General features: G+C 37.1%; 24 protein-coding genes. 16 read left to right on the top strand and 8 right to left on the bottom strand.

Translation table 11 applies throughout. The annotated features are described in order from the left end of the window. Window positions 1-29 precede the first annotated feature (29 nt). The 9 genes from AC5YGI_RS21440 (at window position 30) to AC5YGI_RS21400 (ending at window position 8,631) form a co-directional block, all read left to right on the top strand. The gene (locus AC5YGI_RS21440; RefSeq protein WP_496169759.1) at window positions 30-2,213 is read left to right on the top strand and encodes a TonB-dependent receptor; all 2,184 of its coding nucleotides are present in this window, start codon (window positions 30-32) and stop codon (window positions 2,211-2,213) included. Window positions 2,214-2,419: 206 nt separating this feature from the next. Continuing rightward, window positions 2,420-3,070, top strand: coding sequence for a Crp/Fnr family transcriptional regulator (locus AC5YGI_RS21435; protein ID WP_496169757.1), 651 nt, complete (start codon window positions 2,420-2,422; stop codon window positions 3,068-3,070). 125 nt (window positions 3,071-3,195) lie between these two features. Continuing rightward, the gene (locus AC5YGI_RS21430) at window positions 3,196-4,038 is read left to right on the top strand and encodes a DUF5777 family beta-barrel protein (protein WP_330743455.1); all 843 of its coding nucleotides are present in this window, start codon (window positions 3,196-3,198) and stop codon (window positions 4,036-4,038) included. Between the two features lies 1 nt (window position 4,039). Further along, a complete protein-coding gene (locus AC5YGI_RS21425; protein ID WP_446104833.1) occupies window positions 4,040-4,387 on the top strand; it encodes a hypothetical protein in 348 nt (115 codons plus the stop codon). Window positions 4,388-4,398: 11 nt separating this feature from the next. Beyond that, window positions 4,399-4,944, top strand: a complete 546-nt coding sequence (locus AC5YGI_RS21420) for a YceI family protein (protein ID WP_110008322.1) — start codon at window positions 4,399-4,401, stop codon at window positions 4,942-4,944. Further along, window positions 4,941-5,465 (top strand): ankyrin repeat domain-containing protein, encoded by a 525-nt coding sequence (locus tag AC5YGI_RS21415; protein WP_446104834.1) that lies wholly within the window; start codon window positions 4,941-4,943, stop codon window positions 5,463-5,465. The genes AC5YGI_RS21420 and AC5YGI_RS21415 overlap by 4 nt, the downstream gene beginning before the upstream one ends. Before the next feature lies 1 nt (window position 5,466). Beyond that, window positions 5,467-6,216 carry a DOMON domain-containing protein gene (locus tag AC5YGI_RS21410; RefSeq protein WP_496169754.1) on the top strand — a complete coding sequence of 250 codons (750 nt, stop codon included), beginning with the start codon at window positions 5,467-5,469 and terminating at the stop codon, window positions 6,214-6,216. Between the two features lie 175 nt (window positions 6,217-6,391). Next, window positions 6,392-7,237 carry a GNAT family N-acetyltransferase gene (locus tag AC5YGI_RS21405; RefSeq protein ID WP_496169752.1) on the top strand — a complete coding sequence of 282 codons (846 nt, stop codon included), beginning with the start codon at window positions 6,392-6,394 and terminating at the stop codon, window positions 7,235-7,237. 110 nt (window positions 7,238-7,347) lie between these two features. Beyond that, the gene (locus tag AC5YGI_RS21400) at window positions 7,348-8,631 is read left to right on the top strand and encodes an alkaline phosphatase family protein (protein WP_496169750.1); all 1,284 of its coding nucleotides are present in this window, start codon (window positions 7,348-7,350) and stop codon (window positions 8,629-8,631) included. A gap of 299 nt (window positions 8,632-8,930) precedes the next feature. Here the strand turns inward: AC5YGI_RS21400 and AC5YGI_RS21395 are convergent, their stop codons facing one another. Then, window positions 8,931-9,809, bottom strand: coding sequence for an NAD(P)H-binding protein (locus AC5YGI_RS21395; protein ID WP_446104838.1), 879 nt, complete (start codon window positions 9,807-9,809; stop codon window positions 8,931-8,933). Window positions 9,810-9,891: 82 nt separating this feature from the next. On the opposite strand from AC5YGI_RS21395, the gene AC5YGI_RS21390 reads away from it, so the two are divergent. Next, the gene (locus AC5YGI_RS21390) at window positions 9,892-10,320 is read left to right on the top strand and encodes a winged helix-turn-helix transcriptional regulator (RefSeq protein ID WP_496169747.1); all 429 of its coding nucleotides are present in this window, start codon (window positions 9,892-9,894) and stop codon (window positions 10,318-10,320) included. Between the two features lie 52 nt (window positions 10,321-10,372). On the opposite strand, the gene AC5YGI_RS21385 is transcribed toward AC5YGI_RS21390, so the two are convergent. Beyond that, complete coding sequence (locus AC5YGI_RS21385) at window positions 10,373-11,425, bottom strand: NAD(P)-dependent alcohol dehydrogenase (protein WP_330743437.1); 1,053 nt, start codon at window positions 11,423-11,425, stop codon at window positions 10,373-10,375. 235 nt (window positions 11,426-11,660) lie between these two features. On the opposite strand from AC5YGI_RS21385, the gene AC5YGI_RS21380 reads away from it, so the two are divergent. The 3 genes from AC5YGI_RS21380 (at window position 11,661) to AC5YGI_RS21370 (ending at window position 14,452) form a co-directional block, all read left to right on the top strand. Continuing rightward, window positions 11,661-12,563 carry a helix-turn-helix domain-containing protein gene (locus AC5YGI_RS21380; RefSeq protein ID WP_330743435.1) on the top strand — a complete coding sequence of 301 codons (903 nt, stop codon included), beginning with the start codon at window positions 11,661-11,663 and terminating at the stop codon, window positions 12,561-12,563. 134 nt (window positions 12,564-12,697) lie between these two features. After that, entirely contained in the window at window positions 12,698-14,038 is a 1,341-nt protein-coding gene (locus tag AC5YGI_RS21375) for a carboxylesterase family protein (protein WP_330743433.1), read from the top strand. A 246-nt stretch (window positions 14,039-14,284) separates the two neighbouring features. Continuing rightward, on the top strand, window positions 14,285-14,452 hold the full coding sequence (locus AC5YGI_RS21370; RefSeq protein ID WP_171006304.1) for a hypothetical protein: 168 nt from the start codon (window positions 14,285-14,287) through the stop codon (window positions 14,450-14,452). 58 nt (window positions 14,453-14,510) lie between these two features. Here AC5YGI_RS21370 and AC5YGI_RS21365 read toward each other — a convergent pair whose 3' ends face one another. The 6 genes from AC5YGI_RS21365 to lpxK form a co-directional block, all read right to left on the bottom strand. After that, entirely contained in the window at window positions 14,511-15,983 is a 1,473-nt protein-coding gene (locus AC5YGI_RS21365) for an alpha-amylase (protein ID WP_330743428.1), read from the bottom strand. A gap of 44 nt (window positions 15,984-16,027) precedes the next feature. After that, entirely contained in the window at window positions 16,028-17,125 is a 1,098-nt protein-coding gene (gene dinB / locus AC5YGI_RS21360; RefSeq protein WP_227943201.1) for a DNA polymerase IV, read from the bottom strand. A 171-nt stretch (window positions 17,126-17,296) separates the two neighbouring features. Beyond that, entirely contained in the window at window positions 17,297-17,752 is a 456-nt protein-coding gene (locus AC5YGI_RS21355) for a GNAT family N-acetyltransferase (RefSeq protein ID WP_330743426.1), read from the bottom strand. Between the two features lie 81 nt (window positions 17,753-17,833). Continuing rightward, entirely contained in the window at window positions 17,834-18,349 is a 516-nt protein-coding gene (locus AC5YGI_RS21350; protein WP_110008320.1) for a TlpA family protein disulfide reductase, read from the bottom strand. A 209-nt stretch (window positions 18,350-18,558) separates the two neighbouring features. Continuing rightward, window positions 18,559-19,374: a purine-nucleoside phosphorylase gene (locus AC5YGI_RS21345; protein WP_330743422.1), complete on the bottom strand. Its 816-nt coding sequence runs from the start codon at window positions 19,372-19,374 to the stop codon at window positions 18,559-18,561. Beyond that, entirely contained in the window at window positions 19,358-20,383 is a 1,026-nt protein-coding gene (gene lpxK, locus AC5YGI_RS21340) for a tetraacyldisaccharide 4'-kinase (protein WP_110008196.1), read from the bottom strand. The genes AC5YGI_RS21345 and lpxK overlap by 17 nt, the downstream gene beginning before the upstream one ends. A gap of 108 nt (window positions 20,384-20,491) precedes the next feature. Between lpxK and truA the strand changes: the two genes are divergently transcribed. The 3 genes from truA to AC5YGI_RS21325 all read left to right on the top strand — a co-directional run bounded on the left by truA (window position 20,492) and on the right by AC5YGI_RS21325 (window position 23,565). Then, window positions 20,492-21,223, top strand: coding sequence for a tRNA pseudouridine(38-40) synthase TruA (truA, locus tag AC5YGI_RS21335; RefSeq protein ID WP_330743420.1), 732 nt, complete (start codon window positions 20,492-20,494; stop codon window positions 21,221-21,223). Between the two features lie 27 nt (window positions 21,224-21,250). After that, window positions 21,251-21,592 carry a hypothetical protein gene (locus tag AC5YGI_RS21330; protein WP_110008194.1) on the top strand — a complete coding sequence of 114 codons (342 nt, stop codon included), beginning with the start codon at window positions 21,251-21,253 and terminating at the stop codon, window positions 21,590-21,592. 215 nt (window positions 21,593-21,807) lie between these two features. Next, window positions 21,808-23,565 carry an ABC transporter ATP-binding protein gene (locus AC5YGI_RS21325; protein WP_330743418.1) on the top strand — a complete coding sequence of 586 codons (1,758 nt, stop codon included), beginning with the start codon at window positions 21,808-21,810 and terminating at the stop codon, window positions 23,563-23,565. Window positions 23,566-23,645: the final 80 nt, after the last annotated feature.

Genomic DNA, 23,645 nt, shown 5'->3' with positions numbered 1-23,645 from the left:
TATATTAATGGTAACACAAATTTTGAATAATGAAAAAATATATATGCATGGCAGCGGTGTTAGGCTGCATTATAGTGCATGCTCAGCAAAATCAGGAGGGGACAATTGATGAAGTTAATATCCTGGGAAGAAAAAAAATAAAACAGGAACGTGCGGAATTTAAAAGACACGGACAGTCAGTAGAAACTCTTTCTGAGGAAGACCTTAACAGAAATAATCCGGCAGCAATAGATCAGACTTTATCCACCATGGCGGGACTGCAGGTCGATAAAAGAACCAATTTTGGAGGGCAGAGACTTGTTGTCCGGGGATATGGAAATGACCAGAAATTCAACAACTGGGGAGTGAAAGCATACTGGAATAATATACCGTTAACTACAGCAGAAGGAATCACTGTTCTGGATGATATGGATTTTGCTTATGTCAATAATGTAGAAGTTATTAAAGGTCCGGCAGCCACCATGTATGGAGGTGGAACAGGCGGAGCGGTCCGTTTTTATACAAGACCGGATTTTACAAAAGGAATTTCAGTTTCGGAAGATGTAATGTTGGGTGCTTTTAAAACCTTTCAATCCAGAACACAGCTGAATGCTGCAGATGAAAACTACTCTGTAAATGCTGCATATGGACATCTTGAAACGGATGGTTACAGACCCAATGGAGGTGGATTAAAAAACTTTTTCAATGTCAATGGTACAGTGAAATTAAGCAAAAAAGATCAGTTAAGTTTCCTTGCAAGTCAGGCTTATTCATACGAACACACTTCAGGACAGATTTCATATGACAATTACTATGCGGGGATTGATAATGGAAATGCAGCTTATATAAGTAAAAATGCCGGAACAAAAATAAAATCAACAAGAGTAGGATTAAGTAATACCGTAAGCCTCACTTCAAATTTAAGAAATTATACCACTCTGTTTTATTATAACGCAAACACGGAAAGTGTTTCCGCCGGAGCATATGGAGTGACAAGTTCCCCGAATGTAGGGCTGCGTTCTACTTTTACTTTGAAAAATGAATGTAAAGACTTTGAAAACCGGCTGGATTTTGGAGCAGAGATACAAAATTCTGCTTCTACAACTTCCAGCTATCGCTTTGACGGAACTAATCCATCACAACCATTACTGACCACAGGAATGTCCGGAGCATCTTATTTTAAGTATAATAATAATCAATCCACCTATTTTGTGATCGATTATCTGACGTATAAGCCCTGGGGACTTACATTATTAGCAGGAATAAGCGGTAACAGAACCAACTATGACAGGAAAGACCTTTTTGCTTTGCCAGGATTGGTAGTTGGGCGTAAGGACCAGTCTTTCAATAAGAAATATGACATGGCCTATACTCCTCACTTTGCCTTGCAAAAAGAATGGAAACACCAGATCTTTAATCTAAGCTATAGTGAAGGATATAATTCACCCACTGCAGCTTCTTCGTTTATAACTGCCACCAACACTGTAAATGATGATTTAAAACCTGAACGTGCAAGAATGCTGGACTTCAGTGTTCATGGCCTTTTACTGAATACAAAACTGGATTACCGTATTTCAGTATTCAGAATCGACTATTCCGATAAACTTACACAGCTGCTTTTACCAGGTAATACAAGTGGACAAACGTATTGGGCTAATACCGGAACTCAGAAAAATACAGGCCTTGAGTTTAGTATAGGATATCAGTACAGAACTGAAAACTCATTTATTGAGAGGATTGTTCCCTTTGTCAATCTTTCTTATTACGATACAAAATATAAAGATTTTTCAATCTATGATCCCAAATATCAAGACCCTGTTACAGGGAAGACTATAGGGAAACTAATGGTATATGACCATAAAACTGTAGTAGGAGTTCCCAGAAATAAATATGCTGTAGGATTGGATATCTTTACCAAACCGGGATTTTATCTGGTGAATACCTATAATTATCTCGGAAATGTTTATTCTGACTTTAACAATTCCAATCTGGTAAAAGGTTTCGGATTGCTTAATTCAAAATTAGGGTTTAAAAAGTCATTCAATAAACTGGATCTCGATCTGTATGTGATGGCTAATAATCTTACCAGTCAGATTAATTATACATTTTTATTCTTAGGAAATAGTATCAACGATTCAGATAAAGGAAGTAACTACACAGTTCCAACTGATCTCAATCCGGGACCTGGAAAAGCCTATTTCTTTTACGGATTCAATGTGAAATACAGATTTTAAATATACTTTTATATTCATAGATCTCTTTTTTACAGCAAAATAAAAATGCCACAGTTTATGACTGTGGTTTTTTATTGAATTATATACATCAATGAAATTCATATTGGATTTATCTAATTGTTAATTTTCTTTAATGAGATGAAAATATGTAGTAAGCATACATCAATTTTATATCTTTGTTTAAGAAAAAGCAGAAAATATAAGATATGATTGATAACTCGTTCGCTGTAAGTAAATTTGGCTTTTTAGGTGCCGAATTTTTATCTGAGCTTGAAAAACATGCTGTTGCTGTTGATATAAAAGCAAAAACAGAAATCATAAGAGAAGGGCAGAAGAATAAATTTGTCCCTTTCCTCATAAAAGGCTCTATCAAAGTCTTTACCCTTAATGACGGAAGAGAACTGATCTACTATTATATCAAACCGAAAGATAGCTGTCTCATGACCTTTTCATCCATTCTGACAGATTATATCAGCAGGGTATATGCCATTGCAGAAGAAGATTCGAAAGCGATTCTTATTCCTGTTTCTGTCATGCACGAATGGCTTATCAGGTTTCCGGAAATCAATAAGCTGTTTTACCATGAATATGACCGAAGATTTTCAGAAGTGATGAATATGGTGAATGATGCTGTTTTCCATAAACTGGATAAAAGGGTTCTCAATTATATCAAACAACAGATTTCGTCTAAGGGAAACAATCCTATTAAGATCACCCATCGTGAAATTGCCAACAGTTTGGGGACTTCCAGAGAAGTTGTGAGCAGAGTTCTGAAAAAAATTGAAAGCGAGGGTGAAATTGTTCAGACTAAAGAAGGAATAAAAGTTCCTATAAATGAAAATGTTAGGACGGTCTAATTTCAATTGTTTGAAAAGCTTATTTCTATTATTGATAAAAACAATTTGAGTGGTGACTTTTATCACCTGTTTTTGAATTGAGAACTCAATAAGTTTGTCATATCATAATTTAATTCAAATTGTATATGACAAAAACTCTCTTATTTTTGTCAATGTTTTCTTCAGGTCTTGCCTTTGCACAGGAAGATCTGCTGAAAGATATTGACACGGTTAAAACCAATACAGAAACCTCACAACCCGCCTTCAAGGCTCTTCAGATTGTAACAGGACAATCTACAAAACTGGCAGCCAAAAAAGAATGGTACATTATCGTTGCTCATAGATTTGGTGATATAAGCGCTGGATTTAAAGACTTTTTCGGTCTTGATCATGCTTCCACCAAACTAGGTGTTATCTATGGTATTTCAGACGCAGTATCTGTAAGCCTCTCCAGGGAAACCAATATGAAAACATTTGAAGGAGCCGTGAAATACAGACTGGTAAAACAAAGTGAAAACTTCCCGGTGGATATTGTGGGGTATAACGTAATGGGAGCCAATACTGAACTGGATAAGGACACTTATCCTCACCTTACCTTCAGTGACAGGCTTTCTTATCTTAGCCAGGCATTGATCTCAAGAAGATTCAGTGATAAGCTTTCCGTACAGCTTACGCCTTCCTTTGTTCATAAAAACCTTTACGAACCTACCATTGAAAACAAAAACCAGTTTCTGGCAGGGTTGGGAGGACGCTATAAAATTTCAAAACGGGTTTCTGTGAATGCAGAATACTTTGTGAATTTTGACGATCACAGTTTTTATAAAAACCCATTGTCATTAGGGGTAGATATAGAAACCGGAGGACACGTGTTCCAGCTTTTACTGACAAACTCCCAGATTAATTCTGATATCGGATATCTTACCAATGCCACAGGAGCATGGGGAAAGGGACATATTTTCTTTGGGTTTAATCTTTACAGAGTTTTTTAATATGAAAAAGCTAACATCCTTATTGATATTGTCGTCAGCAATGATAATGACGGCTTGTGACAGCAGAACTTACGAAGAGATTTCTGATAATACACCTATCACGGCACCTGTAAAATATACAGCAGATGTAAAACCCATTGTGGATAACAGCTGTATAGGCTGTCATTCTGCGGGAAGTTTTAAACCGCTGGTTACTTATGATCAGGTGAAAAATAATATTGACGGAATTTTAGACCGTATCCAAAGGCCTAATGGCGATCCCGGGAAAATGCCTCAGGGAGGTTCATTATCTGCCGCTCAGATTAATATTTTCATCAAATGGAAAGCTGACGGATTACATGAAAATTAAAATAAATGATTATGAAAAAATTAGCATTATTAAGCGTGTTACTACTCTCTGCGGGTTACGCTTCGGCACAGAAATATAGCTCTAAAACTGGAAAAGTAACTTTTGAAGCATCAGTACCTCTGTTTGACGATATCTTTGCCCAGGATGATAATAATATTGTGATTCTGAATGCAGATAACGGTGAAATGGCATCTGTTTCAACCGTTAAAAACTTTCATTTTAAAACAAAATTAATGGAAGAGCATTTCAATGAAAGCTATGCTGAATCTGCAAAATATCCGAAAACCACTTTCAAAGGGAAAATTGTCAACTTTGATAAAACAAAGCTTACCACAAGTCCTCAGAAATATACCGTTCAGGGAACGCTTAATTTTCATGGTGTGGACAAGGCTGTTACTTCTTCTGCCACATTATATGCAAAAGACGGCAAAATCTATATGCAGGGTGGGTTTGTAGCCAGACCGGTAGATTATAAGGTGACCATTCCGAAAATGGTAACCAAGAAAGTGGCTGAAAATGTCAACATCGAATATAACTATGTAATGGTAAAGCAATGAAAAATATAATCTTAGTATTGGGACTGTTCCTGGGTTCATTGTTATCTGCCCAGGAAAAAGCGAAATCAATATTTGATATTGCCAGAAGCGGAACGGTTGCTGAAGTACAGGAACTGATGAAACAAAACCCGGATGTGATCAATCAGACCAATGAACACGGATTTTCACCCCTTATTCTGGCCTGTTACAGAGGAAATACAGACGTTGCCGATTTTCTGATTGAAAATGTAAAAGATGTCAATTACAAAAGCCGTGAAGGAACGGCATTGGCAGGTCTGGCGATTAAATACAACAAAGACCTTGTAGAACATCTGCTTAAGAAAAAAGCAGATCCCAATATTGCAGATGAAACAGGATACACTCCTTTATTCTGGGCTGTAAAATCCGGAAATAAAGATCTGGTAGAACAGCTGCTGAAATATAAAGCAGATAAAACAAAGAAAGATTCAATGGGAATGACCCCTTTCGAATATGCATTACAAACCAATAACAAGGAAATTATTAATCTTTTAAAAAATTGATATGAAAAAAACTCTACTAACGCTAAGCGTGCTTCTTGCCAATTTTGCATTGGCACAGTTTTCGTCTGGAACGGTAAATTTACCGGCAACTTCCATGACGGTGAAATTAGATACGACTCCCTCTGGAGTAACGATTACGGTAACAGGTGACAGCAACTCTATGATGGGAATTGGTTTTGGAACTACAGGAATGGCAGTCGGTGCAGATGGTTTTATTTATAACGCTTCTGCCAACAGAGACTATTCTTTTAGCGGAGTTCCCAACACACCTTCAGCTGATGCATCTCAGGACTGGACAGAAACTTCGAACACCGTATCCGGATCTACAAGAACTGTAGTGGCAACAAGGTCACTTACAGGTGGAGCAGGAGATTTTGTCATTGCTAATGCTGCTGGAACCATCAATATTTTCTATTCCCGTAAAAGTGGAGGAACTTCTTTAGGATATCATGATGCAGGAAGAGGATATGCTACATTGACGATGACAGCTGCTACTTTATCTACCAGTGAAATTGCAGCCAATAGCAATAAGGTAAATCTATACCCTAATCCGGCAAAATCAACCGTTAATTTCAAAAATTCTGACAAAATAAAATCCGTTGATATCTACGAAGCAACAGGCAGAAAAGTGCTGTCAGTAAAACCGGATGGAGAAAGCATCAGTGTTGAAAATCTGAAATCAGGAAGTTATTATCTTGAAATTCAGCTTAAAGATGGAAGTACATCTTATGAAAAACTGATCAAAGAATAATTTTTCAGAAAAAACACACCTCAATATTTAATAATGAATACCTCTGATTTTTCAGGGGTGTCATTTTTTCTTAAAGTCCCGATTTCAGGGAGATTCCTTTAAAATTTATATATTTGTATATATCCTGATTCTTAATAAAGGAAAATTTTTTGACCTTATAATTTTTACGAGCCCTATGGAATTCAAAACCTTAGCAGATATCACAATAGATGAACTTTTATCCGTATTCAATTACTCATTTTCTGATTATGTTGTTCCTTTTCACTTGACAAAAGAAGTGCTTGTTTCAAAAATTGCAGCAGAAAAATTAGATCTGAGTTTGTCTGCCGGAGCATTTGAAGAGGGGAAATTGGTTGGCTTTATCCTTCAGTCCGAAAAAATTGAAAACGGGGAGAAAATTATTTACAATGGCGGTACAGGAGTAGTTCCGGAAAGCAGAGGCAAAGGATTGGTGAGAAAAATGTATGATTTTATTATTCCTGTTTTAAAGGATAGAAATGCCAATACCTTACTGCTTGAAGTTATCGAAGGGAATCAGCCTGCTATCAGGGCTTATGAAAATTTAGGTTTTACAATTGTCAGAAGACTGCTTTGCTTTAATGGAAATATTAAACAAGGAAAAGAAAATGCTGAGGTTTCTATTAAAGATTTGAAAGAATTTCAATGGGAGTTGCTATGTTCATTCTGGGATATTGAACCTTCATGGCAGGGATCTGTTTACGTATTGGAACCGATGCCTGAAAATTATGTGACTTTAGGGGCTTATGAAGGGGAAAAGCTCGTCGGATATATTGTTTATGGCCCTGCATCGAAAAAAATATATCAGTTTGCTGTAGATAAGAATTACAGAAATAGGGGAATTGGTACAAAGCTCTTTAATGCTATAAGAGAAAAAAATAACGGGCAGGCGATAGCGTTAAACAATGTGGATGATTCTTCAGAAAGTACGGGAAAGTTTCTTAGTGAAAAAATAGGACTGAACAACTGGCTGTCACAATTTGAAATGAAAAGGCCTATTTAAACAGCGATTAATTTTGATTCAAACAAAATAAGAGGTTTTAATATACTTTTAATCTCTTAAACTTTTCAGGGAGAAGGATAGGATGTAACTTTGCCGAAAATTTTAAATTAATGAAGCGAGGAATCCATTTTTTACTGCTGCTCATTTCCTTTACGGCTTTTGCCCAGCAAACCAGTCTTGATACTGCCCAGGTTGTGATACCGGGAAGGCAAAATAATACTGAAGCACAGTCGAAACCTTATGTGATCATGATATCAACGGATGGTTTCCGTTATGATTATGCTCAGAAATATAATGCTGAAAACCTTTTAAAACTGGCTAATGGCGGTGTAAAGGCTGAAGCAATGATTCCAAGCTATCCAAGCATTACTTTCCCCAACCACTGGAGTCTTATCACCGGGCTTTATCCTTCCCATCATGGTCTGATTGATAATTTTTTCTATGATTATAAGAGAAAAGAAGGATATGCGATGAGCAATAAGAAAAATGCTGAGGACGGAAGCTGGTATGGAGGAACTCCGCTTTGGGGGCTTGCTGAAAAACAGGGAATGGTGTCGGCTTCTTTAATGTGGGTAGGATCTGCCAGTGATGCAGGAGGGATGAGACCTACTTATTATTATCCATATCACGAAAAGTTCACGCCTTCCGAAAAGGTAGAAAAAGTGGTAAACTGGCTGAAACTGCCTGAAGATAAAAGACCTCATTTTATTTCATTGTACTTCCCGGAAGTAGATGGAAGCGGGCATCATTTTGGTCCTGATGCCAAAGAAACGGAAACAGCTGTTCATCTCATAGATCAGGCTATTGGTGATCTTGTTCAGAAAGTAAATGGCTTAGGATTAAAAAATGTCAACTTTGTTTTTGTTTCCGATCATGGGATGATTAAAGTAGACGGCGGTACACCTTTGGAAATTCCTGCTCTTCTTTTTGATAAAAACAGATTTGATTTTTATAATTCCCAGACTTTGTTGAGAGTTTATGTTAAAAATCCGGATGAGGTAAAAGCAGTTTACAAAGAACTGAAGGCTAATAAAACGAATGATTACGAAGTATATCTTGATAAAAAACTTCCCAGATACCTTCACTTTGCAACAAGAGACGACCAGTATAACAGAATAGGACAGATTCTTCTGATTCCTAAAGCCCCAAAAATATTTCTGGAAAAAGGTAAGAAAACATCTGTTGGAAAACACGGTTATAACCCTAAAGTGGTACCGGAAATGAAAGCGGTTTTCTTTGCCTGGGGACCGGAATTTAAAAACAATATGGTGATCAGCGAATTTGCGAACATCAATGTCTATCCATTGGTCGCTGAGGTTTTAGGATTAAAAATTGATCAGCCTATTGACGGGAAACTGAAAGTTTTAAAAGAGGCCCTGAAAGAGAAGAAATAATTTTTAAAGATTAAAATATAATAGTATAAAACAAGATTCGGCGCACCAAAGGTGCGCCGAATCTTGTTTTATAAATTGACTTAGGAATTAAAAGCGTTAAAAAAATAAGTTTTGTGAACGTTAAGAAAATTCTACTGTTTGAAGCGCGGGAATTAAATTCGATACTAAATTAATAGTGAATCCGCGCGAGTTTAGAATTTTTAGAGAGCAAAAATTATTTTTAGCATTTTAATTCCAGTCTTGAACTGTAATTTCTTTTGTTTGACTACGTCGAATCTTCGATTTCAAGACAAAAGAAATTACAATTGAGAAGCAAATTCTTTGGCAAAATCTTCCAATTTAACACTTCCTGTAACCGGGGAACCATGATCAATAAAATCTTTCTGCACAACACCGGTTCTTATTCCTCTTCCCATTTCAACATATAGCTTAGCCATATCTTCAGGTAATCCTGCCTGCAGCATTCCGTTTAAAGAATCTTCATCAGAGAACTCTACCCATGGAAGTTCCGGCTTATTAACAGCAGAACCCAAAACTTTAGCAAAATCAGAGGCTTTTCTTATATCGCTTACAATATATCTGATAGTATTGGTATTTCCGTCGTTTACCAGTTCTTCGGCAGCCGCTTTCGCAATATCAGTTGGATGTACAACTGGTACTTCAATACTTGCAGGATAATTTGCTCCAATGATTCCTGCATTTTGAATCAAAGGAATATCATTGAAAAAGTTATTGTAAAAGTATCCGGCTCTTAAAAAAGTAAAAGAAGTGTTCTCTGCTTCATTATATATTTTTTCAATATTGTGAAGACCGGCGATAGGGCCATTTTCTACCGGCGATTCTGCTCCTACACTGCTTAGCATTACTGCTCTTTTCACTTGGGCATTTTTCAAAGCTTCAGCATAATTTTTTCCTGCATTGGTTGTGTTTTCCACGATCTTATCCGGACTGATAGCCGGAGGGGTCATTACAAAAACAGCATCAGCCCCTTCAAAAGTCTGAGTTAAAAAGTTAACGTCTGTGATAGATCCTATGGCTGGCGTTGCACCCATCGATTCAATATCCTGTTTTCTAGCCTCGCTGCTGCTTACTACTGTAATATCGTGCCCTTCTGCAATTAACTGTTGGGCTAATGGCTTAGCTACATTTCCTAATGATCCTGTGATTATAATTTTCATATGTGAATATTTTTTTATTTCTGAGAACAAAGTTATATTTGTACTTACTTTTATACAAGTACTTACCCTAAAGTATGTAACTATGACAGCCATCAAAGAAAGTTCAACTATCCAGGAAAACAGAAAGACGGTACAGGATTGTCCTGTAATGTATGTTATGGAAAGAATCGGGGGATTCTGGAAACCTATTATCCTGTTCAATCTTTCCACAGGAGAAAAAAGATACAGTGAATTGAAAAAAGCAATTCCGGCCGTAACAGAAAAAATGCTCATCCAGCATTTGAAACAGCTGGAAGCAGACGGATTGATTATCAGAACGGCAAAACCGGTAATACCACCACATGTCACCTATAAACTGAGCGACGCAGGGAATGAACTGGCTCCTGTTATTGATGCGATGGCAGCCTGGGCATTTCAGGATATGGAAAGAAATGATAATAAATGTGCTGAAGGAAACAGATATATAACGACTCAGGATCAGAATGCTTTCAGCCAAAACCTGAAAAAATAAAAACAGGCTTTTCAATCCGAAGAGCCTGTTTTGTTACTATTCTATCAAAGAATTATAAAGACTGCATATCAATAACGAAACGGTATCTTACATCACTTTTCAGCATTCTTTCATACGCTTCGTTGATTTCCTGCATTTTGATCATTTCAATTTCCGAAACGATATTGTGCTCTCCACAGAAATCCAGCAATTCCTGAGTTTCCGCAATACCACCGATTACCGAACCAGCCACCGATTTTCTTCCCATAATCATAGGAACTGTATTCAGAATAGGCTCTAAACCTCCAAGATATCCTACTAGAACATGAGTTCCATTGATATTTAAAGTAGCCACATACGGATTAACGTCATGTACATAAGGAACTGTATCAATAATCACATCGAATTTTCCTTTTACAGAATCCATTTGTGCATCGTCTGTAGAAATCACAACATGATCAGCACCCAATTGTTTTGCATCTTCAGTTTTCCCCGGAGTTCTGGAGAATAAAGTAACTTCAGCTCCCAGTCCTTTTGCCAGTTTAATGGCCATGTGACCAAGACCTCCCAACCCTACAACTGCCACTTTAGAACCAGGACCTACATTCCAGTGTTTTAAAGGTGACCAGGTGGTAATACCTGCACAAAGAAGAGGAGCTACGGCTGCCAGATCAAGATTTTCAGGCACTTTTAAAACGTGGTGAGAATCCACTACCACTTTTTGAGAATATCCTCCAAAAGTATGACCTCCCAGATGTTTATCCTTTCCGTTGTAAGTTCCGGTGAAGCCATTCAGGCAATATTGTTCAAGATCATGCTGACAGCTGTCGCAGTGTCCACAAGAATCTACAATACATCCTACACCTGCCAGATCTCCAACTTTAAATTTGGAAACTTCACTTCCCACTTTTGTAATTCTTCCTACAATTTCATGCCCCGGAACTACAGGATATAAAGATCCGCCCCAGTCATTTCTTGCGGTATGAAGGTCAGAGTGGCATACTCCGCAGTATAGAATTTCAATTTCTACATCTTTTGAGGTGACTTCTCTTCTTTCAATATTCATTTCTTTCAGATCTGCCGTGGTAGACTCAGCGCCATAAGCTTTTACTGTGATTGTACTCATTTTTTTTATATTTTAGTTTATTTAGGATCATTTATATGTTATGGTACCCGTTGCATTATAATCTGTTGTCAATAAGTAAACCTGCCGTTCGGAGTAGAATCCATAACGGTACAAAAGTCGAAAGTTTCATTTAAACCCAACTTATACAGATTACCGAATTACTTACCAATTTTACAGGCACTATTTCAGTTACAAATGAAAGTGGTAATTTTGAATAGTAATAAAAATGTACTTCATGGAAAATCAGGAGGTTGAAATCTACAACAGTGTTTCGGAATACAATAAAATGGCCAATCATGAAACCCTGCATCCGCTGGTGAGTATTATTGATTTTTCCAAATCCGATCCTATCTGCCAGCACCAGAGAAAATTCGGGTTTTATACCGTTTTTCTGAAAGATGTAATGTGCGGAGACATGCAATATGGGAAACACAGCTATGATTATCAGGAAGGAACTTTAGTTTTTATTGCTCCCGGGCAGACGTACGGAATTTATAATAATGACAAATTTATCCAGCCTGCAGGTTTTGCCCTTATTTTTCATCCGGATTTAATTAAAGGAACCAACTTAGGGAAGAATATGAAAGACTATTCCTTCTTCTCTTATGATGTGCATGAAGCGCTTCATCTCTCAGAAAAAGAAAGGGAAGTAGTGCTGGATTGTTTTAAAAATATTAAACTGGAACTGGAGCAGTCTATTGATAAACACAGCAAATCTTTAATTGTTAATAATATTGAGCTTTTTCTGAACTACTGTATGCGTTTTTATGACCGCCAGTTTATTACAAGAGACCATATCAATCAGGGAGTCATCGGGAAATTTGAAAATCTGGTGGATGATTATTTAAAATCTGAAAATCCCAAAAATATAGGTTTTCCAATGGTCAATTATTTTGCAGAAAAGCTGAATTTATCTGCCAATTATTTCGGAGATCTGATCAAAAAAGAACTGGGAATCTCAGCTCAGGAGTTTATCCACAATAAACTGATTGATATAGCCAAAGAACAGATTCTGGATCAGACAAAAACAATAAGTGAAATTTCTTATGATTTAGGATTTAAATATCCCCAGCATTTTACAAGACTTTTTAAAACCAAAGTAGGAGTTTCTCCCAGCGAATATAAAATCCTGAACTAGTCTTTTTCAAAACGGATAACACTATTTTTTTTCACGAATAACACAATAATGGTTTGTGAATATTTGTACCTGCATTTGTGATATTTAGGTTTAAATAATTAAATTTAAAGAGAAAAGTTTTCACCATTGTAAAGATGACACCCAATCAGCAGAATACCACTATTTTCGAGACTCGTTTCGGAAAAATTTTAGCCTTAAAAGAAAATGGAATTATCAGAGCCAGAAGTATCCGTTATGCCCATTCTGAAAGATTTAAAAAACCAGTCGCTGTAGAATCCTCTCTATCATCAATCATTATATCTCCGGAAAAGACTCCGGTGTGCCCGCAGGCTTTAAGTCCGCTTGTTGAAAAAATGATCGGAGCGACACCTGTTGAAAGTTTTGAAGCAGATGAATCTACCCAATATCTTTCCATAACCTGTCCCGAAGTTATTTCTGAAAATGAAAATCTCCCTGTTGTCGTTTGGATTCATGGAGGTTCCCATGAAATAGGCTGTGGAGATCTGGCTACAGCCGATCCTGCCGAATGGGTAAAAGAACAGCATATTATCGTTGTGAGTGTTTCATATCGTCTGGGATTATTTGGTTTTTTAGGGGGAGATAAAAAAAGACCTGCCAATTTAGGACTGTTGGATATCATCGAAGCACTAAAGTGGATTAAAAACAATATAGCTGATCTGGGAGGCGATGAAAATAATATTACCCTTCTCGGACAGTCTTCAGGAGGCGATGCTATTGCCCATTTAATGATATCAGAAGGTGTGGAAGGCTTATTCCAGCGTGTGATTATTCAGAGTGCTCCCCTGGGATTACGCCATAAAAGACAAAAAATGTCGGCAGAATTTCTGAAAAAAACAGAATTTTTGAAAGATGAAACCGACGTTTTAAAAATGATGGACGAATATAAAATATTGGTACCCTCTGTAATAAAATATGGTTTGAAAGCAGCAATGCCTTTTGGTACTCAATACGGATATTTTCCTTTGTGTAAAGAAGAAGAATCCGTGAAAATGTGGAAAAAAAGCGCTCAGAAATATGATGTTCTGATTGGCTTAAATAATGATGAAACTGCTTTTTATCTTAAAACTTCAGAGGCTTTAAATAAATACTTTGGAAAAGGATTGGGTTTAAAACTCATGGATAAAACAGTTGAAAAAACGACTGCGCTTATCTACGGAAATCCGGCAAGACAGTTTGCGAGTAACTTGGCTGAAGCCGGTGGAAATGTCTATCTCTTCAGGATTCATTCAAAATTAAAAGATAATCACATTGGAGCACCACATTGTATAGATCTCCCATTGATTTTTGGCAACGAAGCTGCCTGGAAATCTTCCGAACTGCTGAAAGATATTCCCTGGAGCCGTATTCATGAGAATGGTGTAAAATTACGGGCACTTTGGGCAGAATTTGCCAGAACCGGAAAAATAGCTGATACCTCAGAAAGACCGGAAATCCTGGAACTGCGAAAGATGTAATAATAAATCCAACTTTAGGAAATCTCTAATCTTAACCGAAATCCAACTGAAGACGTAAACATTCCCATCCTTTGGAGGGGTGGCAAAAATTCGAAAAATTTTTGACGGGGTGGTTCATCATATTCTCAATATTTATCTTTAATAATGAAATTATATATGCTAAATCAAGTAGTTAGTGTTGAATGTTTATTCATAATTATAATTTTTAATGTATATTTATTATCTAAACCATAAAAAATAATAATTATGAAAACGAACAGAGACTTCAAAGTAAGAAAACTGAACCGTCAGGAATTAAAAAGTTTAAAAGCCGGAGATATCAACAGAGACAGGGTATGTTGTACTTCCAACGAAGAAGGGTATTGTTGTGAATGGGCTATAGATGTTTGGAATTGCAGATATATTTACTGCTAAATCTTAAAGACCCTTGTCAAGGTTCCAAACCTTGACAAGGGTTTCTGTTAAATTAATTTTACTCCGGAATCCAGACACTCACATTTCCAGCGGGAACAGAGAAATTTCCCCATCCGTTTTCATCAATAATTACTTTTTCTTCGAATCTTTTCAGCAGGTCTTTAAACTTCTTTCCGGCATAAAGTTTTCCTACTTCCATAGGTTTGTTATAAGCATCTTTATTACTTAAAACGACTGCGCATCCACTATGTTGCTCATCTCCTGTACGAACCCAGCCGAGACAGTTGGCATCTTCAAAATAATCATGCTGGTCACCATAGGCATGTTCTTTTCTGGCTTTTAATAGTTCTTCAATTCCATCAATTTTAGGCATGAATATTTCCTGATCGTTGCCCTCTCTGTCCTTATCCGTATAATGAGCACCATAAAGATCCGGATAGAAAACACATGGATAACCGTCTTTTCTCAATAAAATAAGAGCATAGGCAAGTGGCTTGAACCATGGCTCTACAGGAGCTTCAAGATCCTGTAAAGGCTGCGTATCATGATTGGCTACCAAACTTACCGAATGTAGGGGATCTGCCTGGGTAAGGGTTTCATCAAAAATTCTTCTGAGATCATACGAAGCGCCTTCCCGTGATGCTGTATGAAAGTTATTCTGTAATGAACTGTCAAAAAGGCTCATGCAGCCTTCTGTCACTTCAATATACTTTTGAAGTAAATGTAGATATCCCGGAGCCCAGTATTCGCCTACGGCAAAAATATTTTTCCCGGAATTGGAACGAAGCAGAGTGAGCCATTCTTTGTAGAAATCAAATGAAATGTGCTTTAAAGCATCCAGTCTCACGCCGTCAAAATCTGTCTGGTCAAAATACCACTTTGCCCAATGGTTGAGTTCTTCCCGTACAAAAGGATTCCGGTGTTCGATGTCATTATACATCAGGTAATCATAATTTCCTTTTTCATCATCAATCATTTCCTCCCAGTCATTTCCATATTCAGATTGGATTTTAAAGATATGAGAGTCCATACCCTCGGCATAATCTACACCGCTGAAGCAGGTGAAGTTCCATTCAAAATCAGAATATTTTTTTCCTCTTCCGGGAAAGGTAAATTTCGTATAAGATTCTATTTCGATGACATCAGAAATCACTTTTTCCCTGTTTTCCTCATCTACTTTTACAACTTTAAATTTTTCAAGCTCATCACCTCCGGCTTTATGTCCCAGAACAATATCTACAATGACTTGTATGTTTTGTTTCTTTAAGGCTTTAATAGCTTTTATATAATCGTTTTTAGTGCCGTATTTGGTAGGAATAGTTCCCTTCTGGTCAAATTCTCCGAGATCATACAGATCATAGGCATCATAACCAATCGAGTAGCCGCCGTTTGTTCCTTTATAGGCTGGAGGGAACCATACAGAAGTAATTCCAAGTTTTGCCAGATATTTTGCCTGTTTTTCGGCTTCTTTCCACAACTTTCCGTCTCCTTCAGAATACCAGTGAAAAAACTGAATCATGGTTGGGTTCATAAATTTGCTGATTTGATTGATACAAGATAGCAAAAAAATATGACCTATTCATTTTCAAATTCCTCAAACGGGATTTTTAGTTGAACGGAAACCTGTTTCTTTTCTTCCGTATTCAGGTGGGAAAGAGATAACCCAAGCAGCCGGACAGCTTTATCAAAAGGCCGGAGTTCCCATAGTTTTTTTCCGGTGTTATAGTACTGTTCCGGTGACGAGAAATAATCTTCTTTTGTAATGCTTCTTGTAAAAAGAGAGAAATCTTTATATTTTATTTTTAATGTTAAAGTTCTTCCGAGAATATTATTTTTCTGTAATCTCTGATGAATTTCTTCAGCCAGGCTTTCCAGCTTTTCGTTAATCTGCTGTTCATCAAGAAGATCCTCAAAAAAAGTCCTTTCTACGGCTACACTTTTCTGAATCCGGTGAGGTTTCACTTCGGATGTATGAATTCCGCGAACCACATTATAATAATGCTGGCCGGATTTTCCAAAAAGCCTTATCAGATCTTCAAGTGATCTCTTTTTTAAATCTTTTCCTTTATAAATTCCTAAACTAAACATTTTGTTAGCCGTAACCTTTCCAACCCCATAAAATTTTTCTACGGGCAATTCTTCAAGGAATTGTTCCATTTTATCAGGATGAATGGTTTTCTGGCCATTAGGTTTATTGATGTCAGAAGCAACTTTAGCCAGAAACTTATTCACTGAAATTCCCGCAGAAGCTGTTAATCCGGTCTGTTCAAAGATTTTCTGACGGATTTCTTTGGCGATGAGGTTGGCAGATTCCATTCCTTTTTTATTTTCGGTGACATCCAGATAGGCTTCATCCAGAGACAGCGGCTCTACCAGATCGGTATACTCGTAAAAAATTTCCCGGATCTTTTTCGAGATTTCTTTATATCGGGCAAAGCGGGGAGGAACAAAAATAAGCTGAGGGCATTTTTCTTTGGCTGTTTTACTGGGCATGGCAGATCGGACACCATATTTTCTGGCTTCATAGCTTGCGGCTGCCACTACACCACGGTGTTGTCCTCCTACGGCTATGGGCTTACCTTTCAACGTAGGATTATCATGCTGCTCCACAGAAGCATAGAATGCATCCATGTCCACATGAATAATTTTACGAAGAGGCAAAGAAAAATCCATATACAAAGATATGGATTCCTTTATTGACGGTAAATTTTTTTGTAGCAGGGAAGTTTGAGATTAATGTGGTAGATATGGGAAGTTATAACCTATTTGTTTAAAATTAATTAAAAAAAATCATAGATTATTCCTAGGACATAAACTACTTCCATCTTCCTGCTTCCATCCTTTTTAAGCCTTCAGTCTCATGGTGAGAAGATGAGGTTCAAATCCTGCTTTTTCATAAGCTTTTATGGCAGATTCATTCTGAGCATATACGTCCAGCCTTACCTCAGTCATTCCCCTTGATTTTGACCAGGAAATGAGTTCATCGGTAATCACTTTATTGATTCCTTTTCCCCTGTGCTCAGGTTTTACGTACATAAATCCCAGATAAGCATATTCTTTAAACTGATAATAATCTTTCTCTGCTTTTTTGATCAGGGCATATCCTGAAGCAATGATTTCATGATTCTCTTCAGCAACAATTACGGTTGCCAGCGGAGATTGTATTAAATGTTTTAAATCATAATAATGAATCTCTCCTTCAATCAATGTACTGTTGAAAGGTCTTTCGGCAGTAACAACTCCCTGTTCAAATTTTAAAAGGATTTCTAAATCCTGTTCTGTGGCTTCTCTTGTGATCATGGTGTTATATAAATAAAATTTTAAAACTCATTGAAAATTAAAATTTCCAATGAGTTTTTATGTTGTTAAAGTTAAGGATAACTATTGTAAAAGCTTGTCGATGGTTTGCTGAAGTTCAGGATCTTCGGGAGATATTGCGTAATATTTTGCAATGGAAGATTTCTGATCAATCACCATATATCTCGGGATCCAGTTAAGATCTACATAATTATTGAAATCATTTTTCCAGCCTGTGGAAAACCAATAATTTTCTTTATCTTTCATATCAAATCTTTCCATACTTTTTTCAAACCCTTCTTTTGAACGGTCTAATGACAGAAATACAAAATCAATATTCTTATTATGTTCTTCTAATTCCTTCGCTTTTGGCAGCGCATTTAAGCAGTCTCTGCACCATCCTGCCCAAAAATCAATGACTAAAACTTTTCCTTTATGCTGATCCAGAATCTGTTGTATGGTAACGGTTTTCCCTTCTTCATCTTCCAGCTTCTGCTGTAAAGCTTCTTTTGAAAATCCTGTTTTAAGGACAGCTGGTGCTTTTTGTGAATAACTTATTCCAAAAATACCCATCATAAAAATTAATATCAGCTTTTTCATTTCGTACAATTTCATGGGTACAAATCTAAACAATGAATTGGAATCTGAAACTGATTTCCGGTGAATTAGGAAAAATTTATAATATTGATGGATTCTATGGAATAGGAGAGTGAGAGTGTGAAAACCACCCCGACAAAAATTCTTTGAGTTTTTGCTACCCCTCAAGAGGATGGGAATATTACGTCTTCAGTTGCAGTATTAGGTTATTTTTACTGATAGTTTTTAATCAGGCCTTTGACAACGGCAATTACATTGGGCATTGCTTTATTGGCAGCATTCAGAACTTCTTCGTGGGAAACGGCAAAAGCTACATCCGGTCCGCCAAGGTCTGTGATCACGGAAATACAGAAAACATCCATTCCCATATGTCTGGCAACTATAACTTCGGGAACGGTGCTCATTCCTACCATATCCCCACCAATAGCTTTAATCATGCCATATTCGGCCGGGGTTTCAAAGGTTGGTCCTTGTAGTGCCACATAAACTCCCTGATGAATTTTAATATGATGATTTGCAGCTGCCTGTTCCGCTGTGGCAATCATTTTTTTGTTATAAGGTTCGCTCATATCTACAAAACGAGGTCCGAGCTCATCGATATTTTTTCCCCGTAAAGGATGTTCGGGCATCATGTTGATATGATCTTTCAGGATGACAATATCTGCAACGCTGTAAGCCGGGTTTACACCACCGCAGGCATTGGAAAGAATAAGATTTTGAATACCCAGCAGATTGAAAACTCTCACCGGGAATGTTACCGTTTCCATCGAATGTCCTTCATAATAATGGAAACGTCCGCTCATCATCAGTACTTTTTTTCCTTCCAGGATTCCGTAAATCAGTTTTCCGGTATGTCCGGGCACTGTAGTTTGCGGAAAATGAGGAATATCTTTGTACTCTAAAACATGGATCTGTTCTACTTCATTCTGTAATTTTCCCAGTCCGGATCCTAAAACCACTGCAAAATCAGGGGTTTCCTGAATCCTGTTTCTGATAAAATCTGCAGTTTCTTTAATTTTTTCTAACATAATCTAAGATGATTTGATTGAATTCTTCTTTCTTATCAATCAATACATTGATAGGCCAGTAGTAAACAATTTCTCTAAGATAGTCAAAAGTTTTCAGACGCACATAGTCTTTTTCTGTGGTTAATATCAGTTTATATTCCCCTAATTTTTTATACTCGGCAAGGATTTTTTTAATATCATCATCCGTGAAATTATGATGATCTCTGAATTTTAAATGTTTTACCCTTTTTGAGAATTTTGCCAGATGTTCCAGAAGCGGTTTAGGGTTCGCAATTCCGGTGATCAGCAAAATATCATAATAATTCAGGTTGTTATCCGGAAGCATTTTATCTTTTCCGTATACATTTTCGTCATAACCGATGGATGAAAAGAATACTTTCTGTCCGTAAGAAGGTCGTATTCTTGAAATGTAATACCTTTTTGTTTCCTCTGTCAGCTCATCAGGACATTTGCTGACCATGATGATGTCAGCCCTTTTATATCCTGCTCTTGATTCTCTCAGATCCCCCGCAGGAAGAAGATAATCCTTGAAAAAAGGATCACTGAAATCGGTCATCAGAATATTGAATCCCGCCTTGATAGCTCTGTGCTGCATGGCATCATCCAGTACAAGAACTTCAAGATCCATATCATCGATCACCTTTTTGGCACCGGGAACACGTTCTTCGGAAACGGCAATGACAAAACGGTTTTTAAAACGCTCAAAAAGCTGCATCGCTTCATCACCCACCATTTTGTAGTTGCTGTCGTAATTGGTTACTTCATAGCCTTTTGTAAGCCTTCCGTAACCCCGTGAAAGCACTCCGGTTCTGTAATGTTTGGACAGGAACTGAGCAAGATACATCACCATTGGTGACTTTCCGCTTCCGCCCACAGAAAGATTCCCGACATTGATTATCGGTGTTTTGAATTTCGTCGACTTAAAAACTCCCAGATCATACATTGTGTTCCGGATACCCGTTACCAAATGATAACCAAGGGAAAAAGGATAAAGGTACCATCTTTTCATACGATTGCAAAAATAGGAATTTTAATAAGCATTGATGTAATATTCTCGAAGACTTTTCAACAAATATTTCGTTAAATTAAAGTATTTTTGTGGAGTTATTACAATACATTGAGATACTTTATTGAATTTTCTTACAACGGAAAGAATTATTTCGGCTACCAGATACAGCCGGATGCTATTTCTGTACAGGAAGAGCTGGAAAAAGCGCTGTCTATCATTTTGCGCGAAGAGATAAAAACTACAGGAGCAGGAAGAACGGATACAGGAGTTCATGCTAAAAAAATATTTGCCCATTTTGACACGGAAAAAGAGTTGGATGATCAGCTTACAAGAAGGCTGAACAGTTTTCTTCCGCCCGATATTTCCATTAAAAGGATTTTTCCGGTAAAAGATGATTTTCACGCCCGTTTTGATGCGACGTACAGAACCTACGAATATTATATTTCCCTGGAAAAAAATCCATTCACACAGGAATCTGCATGGCAGCACTGGAAAAGATCACTGGATATTAATGCTATGAATGAAGCCTGTAAAATTCTTTTTGAATATGAAGATTTCACCAGTTTTGCCAAGTTAAAAACCGACAACAAAACCAATATCTGTAAAATCTACAAAGCAGTATGGGAGCAGAATGGTTCAGAGCTGAAGTTCACGGTTTCTGCCAATCGTTTTTTGAGAAATATGGTTCGCGCGATTGTCGGAACGATGGTAGAAATAGGAACCGGAAAACTGAAGCCTGAAGATCTCCGTAAAGTGATTGAAGACAAAAACCGTAACGCTGCGGGAACTTCAGCTCCGGGACACGGGTTGTATCTTGTAGATGTGGGATATGAATTTTAAATAAAACTTAAAAACAAAATAATAATCATGTTATCAATTTTTATTCTTATCGGCGCTTACCGGTATTATGCACAATTAGCAGAAAGGTTTGGAAAAACAAAGTGGCAATACGGTGTTTTGGCTATCGGTATTTATCTGGGAACCCAGCTTTTGTTAGGCTTCGGTTATGGTATGTATATGGGATTAACAGATCCTGAATCCGCAGAAAATGTCAATTATACAGGATTTTCAGCAGTGAATATCGTTGGCTGGCTCATCTCTATTGTTGCGGTTTGGGGAGTTTATAAATTCCTTGAAAATAAATTTATAAAAGAAAGACCTGCAAAGACCATCGAAATTGAAGAGATTGGGAAGACTATTGATCAGTAAGTGACATATCGTTTCTATTTCAGCAGTCAGAAACCAGGAAACAAAGCAGAATATGTAGCGGATTGGATACAAAATGATGCTTAATATATTCATATTGTAAATGGTAGGTATCTGATATTTTCTATGACGATTTGCAAAAGTTGTAAAGGCAGTCCGGTTATAATGTCTTATTTTTGCATAGAATTTTATTTTAATTCTTTCTTTCGATTCGTACAATGAAAAAACAAGATACCTGGGGAATTATAAAGAGGCTGTTCTTTATCGGAATGAAATTTCGTTCTTGGTTCATCCTTACCCTTATCATTTCCATATTCCTTTCCATCGTTTCCACCTACAGGCCTTATCTTACCATGCAGGTGGTGGATAATGATATTACAAAGCTGCATGACAAAGCTTTGATGATGAAGCATATCTATATTCTTGTAGGATTGGTATTTGCTGAAACGGTTTTAAACTTTTTCCTGGTTTATTTTTCAAATTTTATCTCACAGAATGTGATCAGGGATATCAGAGAGCGATTGTATGCTAAACTGATCTATTTTAAAACTTCATTTTTTGATAAAACACCCATCGGACAGCTGGTAACGCGGGCTGTAGGAGATGTGGAAACCATTGCGACCGTATATACAGATGGTTTCCTGATGGTATTCGGTGATATCCTGAGAATTCTGTTTGTGCTGGTGATGATGTTCAGCACCAATGTTCACCTGAGTTATATTACCCTGGCAATATTGCCTTTAATGGTGGTTATTACAAGATTCTTCCAGAAAAGGCTGAAAAAAGCTTTCGGGGATGAGAGAAACTGGACAGCCAATCAAAACTCTTTTGTTCAGGAAAGACTGGCAGGAATGTCTATTATTCAGGTATTCAACAGACAGGAATCTGAGTTTAAGAAATTTGATGATATCAATATTACGCTGAAGGGAGCATTGCTGAGAACTGTATTTATTTTCTCACTGTTCTTCCCTGTGGTGGAACTTATTTCTTCATTATTCATAGGATTTATTCTTTTCTATGGAGGCTATATTACCATCAGTGCGGGAGTCGTGATTGCATTTATCCAGTATATTTCAATGCTGATCCGTCCTTTGAGACAGATTGCAGACCGCTTTAATAATATTCAGCGAGGAATTGTAGGAGCGGAAAGAGTGCTGGGATTAATGGATGAAGAAAACTCAATGCCGAATAACGGAACCGTGAAGAAAGATCATTTTGCCGGAAAAATTGAATTCCGGAAAGTACACTTTGCATATGATGAAAAACAGGAAGTACTGAAAGGAATTGATTTTAAAGTAAATCCGGGAGAAACCGTAGCGATTGTAGGAGCAACAGGAGCAGGAAAATCTACCATTATCAGCCTGATTACAAGATTATATGATATCAACTCCGGAAATATTCTGATTGATGATGTGGATTTAAAAGATTACGAGCTTTATAATCTCAGAAGTCATATCGGCGTGGTGCTGCAGGATGTATTCCTTTTCCACGGAAGTATTTTTGAAAACCTTGCCTTCGGGGATGATAGTATAACACTGGATAAAATAAAAGCGGGTGCCAGAGAAATTGAAGTAGATCAGTTTATTGAACAGCTTCCTGGTGGATACGATTATGTAGTGAGTGAGAGAGGTTCTTCAATTTCTTTAGGTCAGAGACAATTACTGTCTTTCCTGAGAGCTTATTTATCAGATCCGAAAATTTTAATTCTGGATGAAGCTACCTCTTCCATTGATCATGAAAGTGAAAAGCTGATTCAGAGAGCTACAGAGAAAATTACGAAAAACAGGACCTCCATTATTATTGCCCACAGACTTTCCACCATTGAGAAAGCAGACAAGATTATTGTGATGGAGCATGGTAAAATTGTAGAAGAAGGGAAGCATCTTGAACTTCTGGATAAGAACGGATATTATGCCACGCTTTACAAAGCTCAGCTTCGACATGAAGTGGAAATGGAAGAAAAAAAAGAATCATAATCAGAGAGAAACCATTCCTTTGAAATGAGATAAACAAAAAAGAGAGCCAGAAATGACTCTCTTTTTTTATATTTAATTAA

Source organism: Chryseobacterium sp. CS3K3.1, from assembly GCF_059515165.1.
The sequence above is the reverse complement of the archived record's forward strand: the minus strand, read 5'-3'. Positions and strand labels throughout refer to the sequence as shown.

Coding starts and splice junctions, on each gene's coding strand:
- AC5YGI_RS21440 (WP_496169759.1), top strand. CDS start 30: ATGAAAAAATATATATGCATGGCAGCGGTGTTAGGCTGCATTATAGTG.
- AC5YGI_RS21435 (WP_496169757.1), top strand. CDS start 2,420: ATGATTGATAACTCGTTCGCTGTAAGTAAATTTGGCTTTTTAGGTGCC.
- AC5YGI_RS21430 (WP_330743455.1), top strand. CDS start 3,196: ATGACAAAAACTCTCTTATTTTTGTCAATGTTTTCTTCAGGTCTTGCC.
- AC5YGI_RS21425 (WP_446104833.1), top strand. CDS start 4,040: ATGAAAAAGCTAACATCCTTATTGATATTGTCGTCAGCAATGATAATG.
- AC5YGI_RS21420 (WP_110008322.1), top strand. CDS start 4,399: ATGAAAAAATTAGCATTATTAAGCGTGTTACTACTCTCTGCGGGTTAC.
- AC5YGI_RS21415 (WP_446104834.1), top strand. CDS start 4,941: ATGAAAAATATAATCTTAGTATTGGGACTGTTCCTGGGTTCATTGTTA.
- AC5YGI_RS21410 (WP_496169754.1), top strand. CDS start 5,467: ATGAAAAAAACTCTACTAACGCTAAGCGTGCTTCTTGCCAATTTTGCA.
- AC5YGI_RS21405 (WP_496169752.1), top strand. CDS start 6,392: ATGGAATTCAAAACCTTAGCAGATATCACAATAGATGAACTTTTATCC.
- AC5YGI_RS21400 (WP_496169750.1), top strand. CDS start 7,348: ATGAAGCGAGGAATCCATTTTTTACTGCTGCTCATTTCCTTTACGGCT.
- AC5YGI_RS21395 (WP_446104838.1), bottom strand. CDS start 9,809: ATGAAAATTATAATCACAGGATCATTAGGAAATGTAGCTAAGCCATTA.
- AC5YGI_RS21390 (WP_496169747.1), top strand. CDS start 9,892: ATGACAGCCATCAAAGAAAGTTCAACTATCCAGGAAAACAGAAAGACG.
- AC5YGI_RS21385 (WP_330743437.1), bottom strand. CDS start 11,425: ATGAGTACAATCACAGTAAAAGCTTATGGCGCTGAGTCTACCACGGCA.
- AC5YGI_RS21380 (WP_330743435.1), top strand. CDS start 11,661: ATGGAAAATCAGGAGGTTGAAATCTACAACAGTGTTTCGGAATACAAT.
- AC5YGI_RS21375 (WP_330743433.1), top strand. CDS start 12,698: ATGACACCCAATCAGCAGAATACCACTATTTTCGAGACTCGTTTCGGA.
- AC5YGI_RS21370 (WP_171006304.1), top strand. CDS start 14,285: ATGAAAACGAACAGAGACTTCAAAGTAAGAAAACTGAACCGTCAGGAA.
- AC5YGI_RS21365 (WP_330743428.1), bottom strand. CDS start 15,983: ATGAACCCAACCATGATTCAGTTTTTTCACTGGTATTCTGAAGGAGAC.
- dinB (WP_227943201.1), bottom strand. CDS start 17,125: ATGGATTTTTCTTTGCCTCTTCGTAAAATTATTCATGTGGACATGGAT.
- AC5YGI_RS21355 (WP_330743426.1), bottom strand. CDS start 17,752: ATGATCACAAGAGAAGCCACAGAACAGGATTTAGAAATCCTTTTAAAA.
- AC5YGI_RS21350 (WP_110008320.1), bottom strand. CDS start 18,349: ATGAAAAAGCTGATATTAATTTTTATGATGGGTATTTTTGGAATAAGT.
- AC5YGI_RS21345 (WP_330743422.1), bottom strand. CDS start 19,374: ATGTTAGAAAAAATTAAAGAAACTGCAGATTTTATCAGAAACAGGATT.
- lpxK (WP_110008196.1), bottom strand. CDS start 20,383: ATGAAAAGATGGTACCTTTATCCTTTTTCCCTTGGTTATCATTTGGTA.
- AC5YGI_RS21330 (WP_110008194.1), top strand. CDS start 21,251: ATGTTATCAATTTTTATTCTTATCGGCGCTTACCGGTATTATGCACAA.
- AC5YGI_RS21325 (WP_330743418.1), top strand. CDS start 21,808: ATGAAAAAACAAGATACCTGGGGAATTATAAAGAGGCTGTTCTTTATC.